Genomic DNA, 14,350 nt, shown 5'->3' with positions numbered 1-14,350 from the left:
CTTTGAATGCGTTCGGGTGTCCAAAGTATAAATTAGTATTAGAATTAGAAAATATATTTTCTTGATGTCAAAAGACCACGTTCAAATATTTGATACTACCCTTCGAGATGGAGAGCAAGTACCGGGTTGTAAATTAAACACTCCGCAAAAATTAGAGATCGCCGAACGCCTAGAAGCGCTTGGTGTTGATATTATCGAAGCAGGATTTCCAATTTCAAGTCCAGGTGACTTTCATTCAGTTACTGAAATATCAAAACTGATAAAAAATACTACTGTTTGTGGTCTTACCAGAGCAGTAAAAAAGGATATTGATGTGGCAGCCGATGCATTGAAATATGCAAAACGCCCAAGAATACACACAGGTATTGGCACATCAGAATCGCATATTAAATTCAAATTTAATTGTGATCAGGATGAGATTATTAGACGTGCTGTGGCTTCTGTATCACATGCAAAAAGTTATGTGGAAGATGTAGAGTTCTATGCTGAAGATGCTGGACGAACCGACAATGAATTTTTAGCTAGAGTTTGCGAAGCAGTCATAAAAGCTGGGGCTACTGTACTTAATATTCCTGATACTACTGGGTACTGTTTACCTGAGGAATATGGAGCAAAGATTAAATATCTAAAGGAAAATGTGAGAGGGATTGAAAAAGCAATTCTTTCATGTCATTGTCACAACGACCTTGGTCTTGCTACTGCAAACTCAATAAGTGGAGTTCAGAATGGTGCTAGACAAATTGAGTGTACTATTAATGGGATTGGCGAGCGTGCAGGTAATACTTCCTTAGAAGAAGTGGTTATGGTTTTGCGTCAACACCCCTACCTAAACTTAGATACTAAGATAGATGCAACCCATCTTTACAGCTTAAGCCAAGCAGTATCAGACAAAATGGGCGTTCCTATTCAACCAAATAAGGCAATTGTAGGTGCTAATGCATTTGCTCACAGTTCTGGAATTCACCAAGACGGAGTAATAAAAAATAGAGAAACTTATGAGATCATTAACCCTCATGATGTTGGTGTAACTGAATCGGCAATCGTTCTAACAGCTAGAAGCGGTCGTGCTGCCCTTGCCTATCGTGCAAAAAAAGTTGGTTATGACTTGACAAAACTTCAACTTGATGAAGTATATGATGAGTTTTTAACTTTTGCTGATCGCAAAAAGGAAATCAATGACGAAGATATTCATGCAATCGTCAAATCGTGTAACGTAGAAGTAACTGCAGTCGCATAAATGGGAAAAACACTATTTGATAAGGTATGGGATAGCCACGTGGTCGATCAAATTGAAAATGGACCACAGATATTATATATAGACAAACATTTAATTCATGAAGTAACTAGTCCGCAAGCGTTTGCCGAACTCAACGCTCGTAAAATTCCTGTTTTTAGACCCAAGCAGATTCTGGCAACTGCAGATCATAATACACCAACAAAGGATCAACATTTACCAGTAAAGGATCTATTGTCTAGAAAACAACTAAAACAATTAGCGGAAAACTGCGAAGCCAACGATATCGAGTTTTATGGACTTGGACATAAATATAATGGTATTGTACATGTAATAGGACCTGAATTAGGAGTTACGCAACCGGGTATGACTATTGTCTGTGGTGACAGCCACACCTCTACTCATGGTGCTTTTGGAAGTATCGCTTTTGGTATTGGTACTAGTCAGGTTGCACAGGTGTTTGCAAGTCAATGCTTACTGCTAAAAAAACCAAAAAAGTTACGAGTAACCGTAAATGGAAAACTTAAAACCGGCGTATTACCAAAAGATGTTATTTTGTACATCATCGCTAAGTTAGGAACAAACTCAGGTACAGGATATTTTTGTGAATATGCCGGTGAGGTTTTTGAAAATATGAGTATGGAGGGTCGCATGACCGTCTGTAATATGAGCATTGAAATGGGCGCCCGAGGAGGTATGATTGCCCCCGATGAAACCACTTTTGAATATGTGAAAGACAGAGAGTTTGCGCCTAAAGGTGAAGAATGGGATAAAAAATTAGTCTATTGGAAATCGCTTCCAACTGATAATGATGCCATTTTTGATCAAGAATATGAGTTTGATGGCGCCGATATTAAACCAATGATCACTTATGGTACTAATCCCGGTATGGGGATGAAAATAAATGAAGAAATCCCAGCACTGGAGGATGCTTCTTTTGAAAAGTCTCTGGAATACATGGGGTTCAAAAAAGGACAATCGTTATTAGAACAGCCCATAAATTGGGTGTTTATTGGCAGCTGTACCAACTCTAGAATAGAAGATTTCAGAGTAGCTGCCGATTATATAAAAGGAAAACAAAAGGCAAATAATGTCAATGCTTTAATCGTTCCTGGCTCACAACAAGTAGCACAGCAAATCATAAAAGAAGGCCTGTCAACAATCTTCACAGAAGCCGGATTTGAATTACGTCAACCTGGCTGTTCTGCCTGTTTGGCCATGAACGATGACAAAATTCCCGAGGGAGAATATTGCGTGTCCACTTCAAATAGAAATTTTGAAGGAAGACAAGGTCAAGGAGCACGCACTATTCTAGCAAGTCCACTTGTGGCGGCAGCCACCGCAATCGAGGGTAAAATTATTGACATTACAAAACATTTAAATTAATGGAGAAGTTTGTAAAAATGGTTTCCACTGCGATACCTCTATCCATTGAAAACATCGATACCGATCAAATCATCCCAGCTCGATTTTTGAAAGCTACGGACAAAGCTGGTTTTGGTGACAATGTATTTAGAGATTGGCGTTTTCACAAAGATGGAAGTGTTAACAAAGACTTCATTTTAAATGATGAAACTTATAAAGGGAGTATTTTAGTTGCTGGTGATAATTTTGGGTGTGGAAGTAGTCGAGAGCACGCCGCGTGGGCTTTGGCCGGGTATGGTCTTAAAGCAGTTATCTCTAGTTTTTTTGCAGATATTTTTAAAGGAAATGCACTGAATAATGGTATTTTACCAATTCAAGTAAGTCCGGATATCTTAAAATCTATCATGACTACTGTAACAGAAAATCCTAATACTGAGATTAGTATCGACCTACAAAACCAACAACTACATTTAGTAAATACTGATATTAAAAGTACCTTTGATATCGACCCATATAAAAAGTTATGCCTAATAAATGGTTATGACGATATTGACTACCTTATTAGTAATAAAGAAAAAATTGAAGCCTTCGAAGCTTCAAGAGTATAACGATGAAAAATCGCATTTTGCGATACGTATATGAAACTAAAAATTGCTGTTTTACCCGGAGATGGTATTGGACCTGAAGTGACTAACCAAGCTATAAAAGCTCTAAATGCAATAGCAGACGCTTTTGATCACGAATTTATTTATAAAGATGCCCTAGTTGGTGCTGTCGCAATAGACGAAACTGGAAATCCACTACCGCCAGAAACAATTGCGGTTTGCGAAGCTGCTGACGCTATTTTATTTGGATCAATTGGTGACCCTAAATACGATAATAATCCTGATGCAAAGGTTAGACCAGAACAAGGATTATTGGCATTGAGAAAAACAATGGGTTTATACACCAATATTAGGCCAGTAAAAGCCTACGAAACCCTATTGGAAAAGTCTCCATTAAAAACTGAATTCATCAAAGATGTCGATTTCACTATTTATCGAGAATTGACTGGGGGAATCTATTTTGGTAAGAAGAACTTAAGCGAGGATGGCAAGACGGCTTCTGACCTTTGTGAATACTCTGATTATGAAATAGAGCGAATTGCGCATCATGCTTTTAAGGCGGCACAAAAGAGAAAGAATAAGTTAACATTGGTAGATAAGGCAAACGTCTTAGAATCCTCTAGACTTTGGCGCCGTGTTGTTACCGAAGTAGCAAAATCATATTCCGATGTTACATTAGAATTCCTTTTTGTCGACAATGCTGCAATGCAAATGATCTTAAACCCAAAACAGTTTGATGTTATTTTAACAGAGAATATGTTTGGTGATATAATTAGTGATGAAGGAAGTGTAATTGGTGGATCGATCGGGCTTCTAGCCTCAGCTTCTATTGGAGACAATAGTGCACTTTTTGAGCCCATACATGGATCTTACCCACAGGCAAAAGGACAAAATATAGCGAATCCTATCGCTTCTATTTTATCTGCTGCAATGTTGTTAGAACAGTTTAATTTAGTAGATGAAGCTAATTTGGTGCGTCAAGCGGTTGAAAAATCGTTAGAATTAAAAGTGAGCACCCCTGATCTTAATAAAGAAAATAGTTTTTCAACCACAAGGGTTGGGGATTTTATAGCTGAGTTAATCCTTAATAATGAAGACTTTAAGATCAATTTAGATAATCTAAATTTAGGTCAATCGACAATAATATAAAAAGTTATAGCGTTTTATATCAACGATTTACAAAAAAACCGTATATTTAATTAACCAATAAAGACTCCCCCGTCAGCTATTAATCAGTTTAGTCATTTTAGTGACTAAATACCCTTTTATCGTAAAATAGTGAGTAACATCAAGGTAAACTAACTCGGGAACTATTTAACTAAAGAAATCCCTATTTTACTCATTAGAACCTACGTTATGGGTTTGTTTTAGGTGGGAGTCAGGCTGAGGAGCCTGACTCTTTTTTATTCTCCCTCGAACCATTGTTTAAAAGCGTTTACTTTCTCTCTACTAACAATAATTTCAGATTCTACACTTGCAAATGTTTTGATTTTTAGTCGGTTATTTGAATAAACCATTACATCTTCAATTGCATTTATGTTTAATATAAAACTGCGGTTTACTCGAAAGAAGTTATGAGGGTTCAACAAACTGTTTAAATCTTCTAGCCTATAATCAACAATATATTTTTTTGATTGGTCGGTTACCAAATAAGCCGTACGTCCTTCAGCGTAAAATAAGTTGACATTTTCTGTTTTTACCGAGTGAATATGATTCCCAAGCTTTACTAAAAACCGACTTTTGTATCTAGATGATTCTATTTCATTAATTACGGTATTGATTGCAGCTGGTTGACTGAATTGTGCCTTGAGACCCTCAAACTTTTTTAAAGCTGCTGATAAGGCAATAAATGTGACAGGCTTTAGCACATAATCAATTCCATTAGATTTAAATGCATCGATCGCATATTCATCAAACGCAGTAGCAAAAATCACGGGTTTGTTAACCTTAACGCGATTAAATATTTCAAAACTTAGACCATCTTGTAGTTGAATATCCATAAAAATCAAGTCGATTTCCTCTTGCTTTTGGTCCAACCAAGAAGAAGCTTCTTCAATTCCGTAGAGATGGGCTGCAACTGTATATGAATCAGAATATTTCTCTAAATAGTGGATTATCTTCTCGGCTGCAAGCAGTTCATCTTCTATTATTAAAACATTCATTATGCGACTGATTCATTTATGGTTAGTATAGGTAGTTGTATGTTTTTATATTCATTTTCATCGTAAACCATTGGCTTAAGATCGGTATATACATGATAACTTTGTATAATATCTTTAATACTGCTTTCATTAAAATGATTTATTAAACGTTCATTAGGTGTATATCTAATTGTTATATATCCATCTTCTTGAGCCACTAGTATCTCTAAAGATCGGTTTTTGCTCGCAATAGTTGTACGGATAATTACTTCAATAGTATGCAGCAGTGCTCCCGGTAATACATAACCATTATCAATATGATTAATTTTTAATGCAGAGGCTTGATGCGGCAGGTAATTAAATAACTTGATCAATGCCTTCGCTACTGTCAGCTCCTCTTCTATCGGAACCAACTGCTTTTTTGAATTTGAAAGTATATAACGATACACGGTTGCCATTTCATCTACAAAATCATCAGCTGATTCATTTTCATTTTGAATAACTACCATTAATGATTCTAGACATTCAAATAGTAAATTAGGATTAATTCCCTTTTTAAACTGATGATAATCTTCAATCACAAGTTGTTTTAAAAATGTTTCTCGTTCTATTTTTTTAGTATTGACCTTGGTAAGAAACTGATGGCTCACATATAGCAGAATATAAATCCCAGAGATAATAGCGAAAATGCTGTTAAAGGTCTTAAGCTCATCCAAACTAGGTTCAAAACCCAAAACTAGATCGTAATAGAAATACATTCCGGCTGTAACCAACGAGATTGAAACGATTAATGTTATGCAAATCAAAAAGAGATAACTAAGGAACAGTTTCGTTGGTCTTTTTAGCCTATTAAAGCCATTTATAAGCAGTCGTGTTGCTTCTTGTATTAAGTAGGACAAGGCAATACATACGTAAAGTTCCTCACCGAAAAATTGCTCGGTTATTTGCGCTACATCATTGTTCAACATCAAAATCAATACATACACCATAATACCGCCCAATAAAGGCGCTATCAGTCTAAATATTGGATGATGTATAAAAAGGCTATTCATCTATTAATGGTAATATTACTCGAAAATCGATTCCTTGTTCATAAGTGATTTTATCTCCATTTATCAACTTATAGCGCTTCTCAATATTCGCCAATCCAACCTTAAATGATTCTACTGAATCTGGGCTGACAGTTATATTGTTGCTGACCTGTATTGTATCTTCTATTGTAACAATATCAATCTCCAAAAGTTCATTCTTTACAATCTTATTGTGCTTTATAGCATTTTCAACTAGCATTTGTATTGACAGTGCAGGAACTTGTTTTTTCAACAAAGCATCATCAACCCGAATGCTTATTTTTAATTGATTTTCAAAGCGTGTTTGTAGTAACTCGTAATATGACGTTACGAGAGTCAATTCATTGGATAAAGACATTAAAACTTGATGATATGTATTAAGTGTATACTGATAGCAAATTCCCATTTTCCGAATAAAATGCACCGCTTTGGTTTTGTCTTTTAAGTACAAAGCCGAAATGGTATTTAGATTATTGAATAGAAAATGCGGACTTAATTGTGATTTTAATGCATCTAATTGAAGGTCAATTTGCTTACGTTCTACTGTAAGTGCCGAAATTTGCTCGTGATGATAGTAGTTATATGAATAAAAAGTAAAATATAGGATACTGTATAAAATGATAATTATTACTACCAGTATTGCAAGTTTTATCTTGAAAAAATTAAGAACTTCTTCATTTAAGGTTAGTTCATGAACTAAACTGTATAGTTTGATTATTAGGTTGATTAGTACAAACGAAAAAACAGCATTTAAAATGATCCCCGTGATTAAGCGAGAACCAGTTTGAGATTGCCATTTGATCTTATTATCCAGGAACTTTGAAAGGAAGGTAACTGATACTCCTGTTAAAGCACCAGTAAAAGCAGCATAGATATAAGCTAAAGCTGATACTTTGGTAACGCCCTCGCTAAAAGCCAGGTAATACAATACACATATACCAAGAATACTCCCGGTAAGAATGACGAGAAGATAGTTACGCAAAACAGGTTGGTTTTGAAGTAAAGAAAGTACCCTCATTCTACCAAAGTAATCAATTATTCACAGTATTGATTACTTTGGTGAAGAAGAAAACATTTGTTAGTTAAGTGCTTTTAATGCTCTTCCATAATACAAATCAGAGCTAATACTTTTGGCTGCAGTTCTGTAGGCTTCTCGACTACTTTCGGTTTTGATTTTTGGTGCGATAGCAACCAATAAACTCGATGCATAGTGATCGGAACCTATTGATCTAGTCGCTTGTAAAACCTTGGTTAATTGTACATCAGTCAAGTCATTGTTTTTAACCAACTTCTTTAACATCGATGATAAATAATGATCAGAACTAACATTATTAGTAGCAACATCTAACAAACGATCTAAGTTTTCATCACCAAAATCATTATTCATTAGTTTGCCTATAACCTGAGTCATATAATGATCCGAACTAATGTCATCAATAGTTTCTATAAAACTATTATACGCTTCTTTTGAAATATTTCGCTGACTCAAAGCCTTCATTAAAACTTGACTTTTGTAGTGATCAGAACCTATTGACTTAGTATGCTTAATTACACTAGTCGTATTCTGAGCATCTAGATCACGTTCTTTCAATACTGTCAAAAGAACTTGAGATAAATAATGGTCTGAACCAATATCATTTGTCATTTCTAATAATGCTCGTAGTTGAGCATTATTAATATTGCCATTTTTGATAGCGGTGTTAAGAACTTTGGTTTTGTAGTGGTCAGAACCTAGACTACCACTTGCACTTATATATGCTGAAGTGGTCTCAGGACTGCTTAGAAAAGCTTCTTGATTGCTTACCAAAATATTAGATAAATAATGGTCGGAGCTTACTTCTCTCCCACTCATTTTTATCACCTTAACAAGTTCGACCTTGTTCAAGTCTTTTTCAAGAGTATATTCAAAATAAGCCGTTTTGACATGGTCACTGTCTATTTTGTCGATCTCGTCTAATACGGCGTCTACACCACCTTTTTTATAAAAACGGTTGACTCGTGCTTCTGCTGAAATAGTAGTAGACCTGACAATATCTATTAATACTTCGCTAAGCCATTTTTTACCTTCTGGGGTAAAAGCTTGTTGTTTTCTACCTACGTAATACTCTTTCAACAACCTTCCGTTGCGGTCAGATTCAATTAGAATTCGTCTCCTATTGCCGAATGTAGATTTTCTCAAGTCGAAGTAACCACCTGAAGAAATGGCGACAACATCACTATCATCATCCGATAGAGTAATATCTCCTTCATACTCTAATTCAAAACGGTTAGTTCCGTTACTGTATTTAATAGTGGTTTTACCACTGGAATTGTTTACGGAAACCGATCGTTTGCTCTTCTTTTGTTTATACGATTGTCCGGCTGTTGGAATAGAAAACACCAAAGTAGTAGCTACGAAAAGCATCACTAATTTGGGTTTTAGGTTGATTAGATGATTCATAATTGTTCGTTTTTTGATTAATGATGAAACGAAAGTACGTTGCAATTCCAGAATCTAAAAACTAGATGTAGTGAATTGTAACTTTTTTGTAGTGAGTTGAAAAAATGATGATGAAAGGTTCAAAATGAATATTATCAAGTATCCTAAAACAGTTTTGAAACTTCTAAACAAAAAGTTGAGCATAAAAAAGCCGTCTCTTAACCGACGGCTTTTTTATGCTATATTTTAAAGTGCTATTGCGTTATTGTGATGGAACCTTTACCTAAAAGTTTTCCTTTTTCTCTTAACACGTAATAAACAACCCTATGAAATCCTTTATTATCCCCTCCACTATTCTGAGGCCAATTATTCTCATAGGAATCAGTATCTAGTATTACATTTCCGTTTTGGTTAAGAATAGTAACTCGAATATCTCTGCCGCTTAGCTCTTTAGGTAATTTCCAATAATCATTAAAGCTATCCCCATTAGGAGAAACTACTTTTTGAAGAGGTATTGACTTGCCAGAACCACTAGCATTAGTGACTTTTACAACGTTGGAGAAATCAGAACCCGTACATTCCCCATAATAAGTTGAAACGTAGTACAAACCAGGCTCAGAGACTGTCAGTTCTTGTCCATCCGTTTCTTCAAAAAAAGCTCCGTTTTTGTACCAATGATATTTTTTATCAGTACTTCCTGCCACTGCTATTGTAGCTTGATTCGTAGTGGAATTCATCACGATATCTTCACCGTTATTTAATACCAAATTAATTTCCCCTATTGAGAATCCATTAAAGCTGGTGGAAGGAGTACTAAAGGCCGTAGGTGACGATGATTCAATTCTAATTCGGTAGTTCTCCCCGTAGAGTGGCTTATCAAACTTAAACTTAGCATAAACCAAACTTTCATTTTCATCATTCGTAACTGTTGTAAGTATTTCGATTAAATCTACTAGAAATACACCATCGGCATCAGAAAGTTCAACAAAAAATTCGTTATCTGGATTAAAACGAGAAGGATCTACTTCAAAGGCAACCTCATATTCCGCGGAAGCTCCTTCCATAGGACAAATATTAGAGAAAAACAATTCAGGTGTACCGATCAATTGGGCACTTATGGGGGTGACTAAGAGTAAGGCAAAAAAGCCAAAAATATACCGCCCCAAAAACATTTTATTAGTCTTAAACATACATAATAAATTAAATACACCCTTGTAGGAGAGGTGTATCATCAAACTAAAAAACTAAAATGCTGAAGTTTGGGGTCTTCGTACGCACTTTACTAGTTTTACATGCTTTGGTTGGAATGCCAAAATACTATTAATATTTAATTGAACAAATATTTATTCGTTTTTTGAGCAGAGTATGTCGATTAAAGACAGTATTATACCAATCTGATTAACAGTGTTTTATAATTTAGAATACTTTTTTTGAATTAAATCAAGACGTAAATTTCCTAAGCTACCTATATGAGAATGAGATAATTGCTTGGTGGGTTTATTTTTTTTCGAAAAAATGTCATTTCCGACCATTTTATAAGCATCTCTAAAGGAATATCCTTCCTGTACCAGCTGATTGAGACTCTCTACACTATACATATCATCGTATTTAGAGTCCTTGGCTATATCATTTTTCACCTCCATTCCATTGGTAGCATAATTGGTAATTTCCAGACATTCTTTTAAAGTGCTAATCGCCGGAACCAGTAGCTCTTTCAAAAGCTGAAGATCGCGATGATATCCGCTTGGCAAATTGGTAGTGAGTAACATTATTTGATTGGGTAAGGATTGTAAAACATTGCACTTACCACGAATAAGTTCAAATACATCCGGGTTTTTTTTATGCGGCATAATACTAGAGCCGGTTGTAAAAGCATCGCTAAGCTTTATAAATCCGAAATTCTGACTGTTATATAAGCATACATCCATTGCCATTTTGGAAAGCGTACCTGCGATAGAGGAAACCGCGTAGCCAACAGACTTCTCTAGTTTCCCTCTTCCCATTTGTGCAGCAACTACGTTAACTTTTAAGGAGTCAAAGTCTAATAATTCAGTTGTCAACGCTCGATCTATTGGAAAGGAACTTCCATAACCAGCAGCACTTCCAAGTGGATTTTGATCGGCTATTTTATAAGCAGCTTCAAGTAAGTATAAATCATCAATCAAACTTTCGGCATAAGCAGAAAACCACAAGCCAAAAGAAGATGGCATCGCTACTTGTAAATGCGTATAGCCAGGCAAAAGATCATCTTTATGATGTGCTGCCTTTTCCATTAAAGTATTGAAAAGAGAATTCGACAATGCTTTAATATCAGTAATCGATTCTTTCACATATAAATGAAGTGCCGTTAGCACTTGATCATTACGTGATCGGGCTGTGTGTATTTTCTTTCCAGCTTCACCATATTTTTCAGTTAAAAAATATTCGATTTTAGAGTGTACATCCTCAAATTCCGCTTCGATTATAAATGTTCCGTCTTCTATCTGTTGTTCAAGAATATCCAAGCCTTCAATAAGTTCGTGTAATTCTATTTCACTAATCAAGCTGACCTTCTGAAGCATGGTTGCATGCGCTTTACTGGCAATGATATCGTATTTCGCAATATGCATGTCCAGCTCTCGATCATTCCCAACAGTAAATGCCTCTATTTTGTAATCAATTGCAATTCCTTTATCCCAGAGTTTCATATTTGATCTTTTTTCTTAAATCTTACTTCTTTTTACAATATACCTTCCAAAATCTTGATGTATAAATCTATTCCTTCCTTAATCTCCTCAACATAAATAAACTCATCTGCACTATGCGATCTAGTTGAATCACCTGGCCCCAGTTTTAAAGATGGACAACTTAATACGGCTTGATCTGATAATGTTGGTGAGCCATAGGTTGTTCTACCCAATTTAATTCCAGATTGCACAATGGCATGGTCAATAGGAATTGATGATGAATTCAATCGCATACTTCGAGCTTTTACCTCACAATTGGTATTTTCCTGAATGATAGCAAGTACCTCTTTATTGGTATAAGCATCAGTAATCCGAACATCAACTACAAAATCACAGGCTTCAGGAACTACATTGTGCTGTTTTCCAGCATTAATTTGACTTATGGTCATCTTCACTTTCCCTAATACATCGGATGTTTTAGGAAACTCGTAACTATTAAACCATTGCAAGTCTTCAATTGCATTAAAAATTGCGTTATTCTCATTTTTTATATGAGCCGCATGACCAGGAGTTCCTGTTGATTTACAATCTATAACCAATAGGCCCTTTTCTGCTATGGCTAATTGCATTAAAGTTGGCTCTCCAACTATCGCAAAGTCAATTTCTGGTAGATCTTCTAATAGACTATTCAAGCCCAATTGACCGCTACTCTCCTCTTCTGCAGTGGCAGCCACAACAATATTATATGCCAACTCCTCTTTCTCGTAAAAATGAACAAAAGTCGACAACAAGGAAGTTAACGCACCACCTGCATCATTGCTTCCTAAACCATATAATTTGCCATGGATGATTTCAGGTTTGAAGGGATCACGGGTGTAATTACCATTAGGTTTTACAGTATCGTGATGGGAATTTAATAGAATAGTTGGTTTAGATGAATCAAAGTGCTTGTTAACTGCCCAGACATTATTATTGGTTCTGGTAAATGAAACATTAAAACTGCTTAACCATTGTCCTATATGCTTTGCAGTCTCATCTTCTTCCGAAGAAAATGACTCCGTAGCAATAAGGTTAAATAATAGCTTAATTGCTTTTGTATGTAGGTCTTTATTCTGCATTTTGGTATGTAATCGTAGTGTGTTTATCTTGTTTAGTGGTGATGAGTGTTGAGTTTCCTATTAAAACTTTAGAAACATTCTTCTTCAAAGCATCAAAGCTGTTTTTAAGTTTAGGTAACATTCCATCGGCAATAATTCCTTCTTCCAATAATTTAAAATAGCTATCCCCATCAATATGCTCGATAACTGAATCTTCATCGTCGATTGATCTTAAAACACCTTTCTTTTCAAAAATGTAGACCAATTGCGTTTCGTAAAAAGCTTGCATAGCCGCCGCAACTTCTGAAGCAATAGTATCGGCATTCGTATTTAACAACTGTCCCTCTTCTGTCATAGAAATCGGGCAAATTATTGGAATTAACCCACTCGCTATAAACTCATTAAGTCTATCACCATTAACTGATTGTATATCTCCAACAAAACCATAATCAATCTTTCTAACCGGTCGCTTTACAGCTTTTATAATTCCTCCATCGGCCCCACTTAATCCAATGGCATCCGTCTTATTTTTTTGCAGTAGACTCACAATATTCTTATTGATCTTTCCCGCATAAGTCATGATAATAACTTCTAATGCATCGGCATCTGTAATACGACGCCCATTTACCATATTGGGAGTAATTCCCATTTTTTCGGAAAGCTTACTAGCAGCTTTTCCACCACCATGCACCAAAATTTTAGGGCCTTCTAATTTTGTAAAATCAGTTAAAAAATGAGATAGCTCCTCTTCATTTTCAATGATATTTCCTCCTATTTTTACAACTTTTAACCTCGGTTTCATGATTCTAAATTTTCCAGGATTCGCTTTAAAACAACTTGAGCTGCATAGGTCCGGTTGTTCGCTTGCTGAATAACAATTGAATGTTCACTATCTAATACTTCATCTTCAACTACCACATTCCTTCTTACTGGTAGGCAGTGCATAAATTTTCCATTGTTGGTCAATCCCATTTTTTTCGCCGTTACCTGCCAGTCTTTATCAGTTTCGGTTAATTTTCCATAATCAATGTTTGATGCCCAGCTTTTAGCATAAACAAAATCGGCATCTTCGAAGGCCTTTTCTTGATTATGCATGATAGTAATTGACCTATCTAGGGCTGCATCTAATTCATAACCCTCTGGACAGCTTAGCACAAAATCACAATCTACTTCACTTGCATAATTGATAAATGAATTAGAAACAGCATGTGGCAAGGGTTTTAAATGCGGTGCCCAAGTCAATACAACTTTAGGTTTTGGATTCTTACTATATTCTTTGATGGTAATCGTATCAGTAAGGCCCTGAAGTGGGTGTGCTGTGGCACTTTCCATATTGACTATTGGAACTGAAGCATACTTTTCAAATCCGCTTAAGACTTCCTCCGCATAATCTTGTTCTTTACTCTCTAACAACGCGAAAGCTCGAATAGCGATGATATCACAATATTGCGAGATCACTTGTGCAGCCTCTTTAATATGTTCTGACTTACCAGCATTCATGATCGTACCGTCCGCAAATTCTAACGTCCAACTATCCGACTTAAAATTGATAACCATTACGTCCATACCCAGATTAATCGCAGCTTTTTGAGTACTTAATCGGGTTCTTAAACTTGGATTGAAAAATAACATTCCTAGAACCTTGTTTGTTCCCAATTTATTGTTGGAAAATGGGGCCTTCTTAATGGCCAATGCTTCTTGAACTATCAGATCAAGATTATCAACATCATTTATGTTTATATATTTTTTCATG

At 35.7% G+C, this 14,350-nt stretch carries 13 protein-coding genes; 4 read left to right on the top strand and 9 right to left on the bottom strand.

What is annotated here, in order from left to right; genetic code table 11:
• Window positions 1-64 precede the first annotated feature (64 nt).
• The 4 genes from GWK10_RS04245 to leuB are packed head-to-tail and all read left to right on the top strand — an operon-like array spanning window position 65 to window position 4,353.
• The gene (locus GWK10_RS04245; protein ID WP_164029680.1) at window positions 65-1,237 is read left to right on the top strand and encodes a 2-isopropylmalate synthase; all 1,173 of its coding nucleotides are present in this window, start codon (window positions 65-67) and stop codon (window positions 1,235-1,237) included.
• A complete protein-coding gene (leuC, locus tag GWK10_RS04240) occupies window positions 1,238-2,620 on the top strand; it encodes a 3-isopropylmalate dehydratase large subunit (protein WP_164029679.1) in 1,383 nt (460 codons plus the stop codon). It abuts the gene before it with no gap.
• A complete protein-coding gene (gene leuD, locus GWK10_RS04235; protein WP_164029678.1) occupies window positions 2,620-3,207 on the top strand; it encodes a 3-isopropylmalate dehydratase small subunit in 588 nt (195 codons plus the stop codon). Before leuC ends, leuD begins: the two co-directional genes overlap by 1 nt.
• A gap of 30 nt (window positions 3,208-3,237) precedes the next feature.
• Window positions 3,238-4,353, top strand: coding sequence for a 3-isopropylmalate dehydrogenase (gene leuB, locus GWK10_RS04230; RefSeq protein WP_164029677.1), 1,116 nt, complete (start codon window positions 3,238-3,240; stop codon window positions 4,351-4,353).
• Window positions 4,354-4,607: 254 nt separating this feature from the next.
• Here the strand turns inward: leuB and GWK10_RS04225 are convergent, their stop codons facing one another.
• From GWK10_RS04225 to GWK10_RS04185, 9 genes are all read right to left on the bottom strand, one after another.
• A complete protein-coding gene (locus GWK10_RS04225; RefSeq protein WP_164029676.1) occupies window positions 4,608-5,366 on the bottom strand; it encodes a LytR/AlgR family response regulator transcription factor in 759 nt (252 codons plus the stop codon).
• Window positions 5,366-6,397, bottom strand: coding sequence for a histidine kinase (locus GWK10_RS04220; RefSeq protein ID WP_164029675.1), 1,032 nt, complete (start codon window positions 6,395-6,397; stop codon window positions 5,366-5,368). Before GWK10_RS04220 ends, GWK10_RS04225 begins: the two co-directional genes overlap by 1 nt.
• Entirely contained in the window at window positions 6,390-7,397 is a 1,008-nt protein-coding gene (locus tag GWK10_RS04215; RefSeq protein WP_164029674.1) for a sensor histidine kinase, read from the bottom strand. The genes GWK10_RS04220 and GWK10_RS04215 overlap by 8 nt, the downstream gene beginning before the upstream one ends.
• Window positions 7,398-7,493: 96 nt before the next feature.
• The gene (locus tag GWK10_RS04210; RefSeq protein ID WP_164029673.1) at window positions 7,494-8,855 is read right to left on the bottom strand and encodes a hypothetical protein; all 1,362 of its coding nucleotides are present in this window, start codon (window positions 8,853-8,855) and stop codon (window positions 7,494-7,496) included.
• Between the two features lie 233 nt (window positions 8,856-9,088).
• Window positions 9,089-10,024, bottom strand: coding sequence for a T9SS type B sorting domain-containing protein (locus tag GWK10_RS04205; RefSeq protein WP_164029672.1), 936 nt, complete (start codon window positions 10,022-10,024; stop codon window positions 9,089-9,091).
• 219 nt (window positions 10,025-10,243) lie between these two features.
• The gene (argH, locus tag GWK10_RS04200; RefSeq protein WP_164029671.1) at window positions 10,244-11,521 is read right to left on the bottom strand and encodes an argininosuccinate lyase; all 1,278 of its coding nucleotides are present in this window, start codon (window positions 11,519-11,521) and stop codon (window positions 10,244-10,246) included.
• Between the two features lie 32 nt (window positions 11,522-11,553).
• Window positions 11,554-12,618: a M20 family metallo-hydrolase gene (locus GWK10_RS04195; RefSeq protein WP_164029670.1), complete on the bottom strand. Its 1,065-nt coding sequence runs from the start codon at window positions 12,616-12,618 to the stop codon at window positions 11,554-11,556.
• The gene (argB, locus tag GWK10_RS04190) at window positions 12,608-13,399 is read right to left on the bottom strand and encodes an acetylglutamate kinase (RefSeq protein WP_164029669.1); all 792 of its coding nucleotides are present in this window, start codon (window positions 13,397-13,399) and stop codon (window positions 12,608-12,610) included. The genes GWK10_RS04195 and argB overlap by 11 nt, the downstream gene beginning before the upstream one ends.
• A complete protein-coding gene (locus GWK10_RS04185; RefSeq protein ID WP_164029668.1) occupies window positions 13,396-14,349 on the bottom strand; it encodes an N-acetylornithine carbamoyltransferase in 954 nt (317 codons plus the stop codon). The genes argB and GWK10_RS04185 overlap by 4 nt, the downstream gene beginning before the upstream one ends.
• Window position 14,350 lies beyond the last annotated feature (1 nt).

This window comes from Spongiivirga citrea (genome assembly GCF_010671565.1).
GTDB classification, from domain to species: Bacteria; Bacteroidota; Bacteroidia; order Flavobacteriales; family Flavobacteriaceae; genus Spongiivirga; species Spongiivirga citrea.
This window is presented reverse-complemented; position numbering and strand designations above follow the sequence as displayed.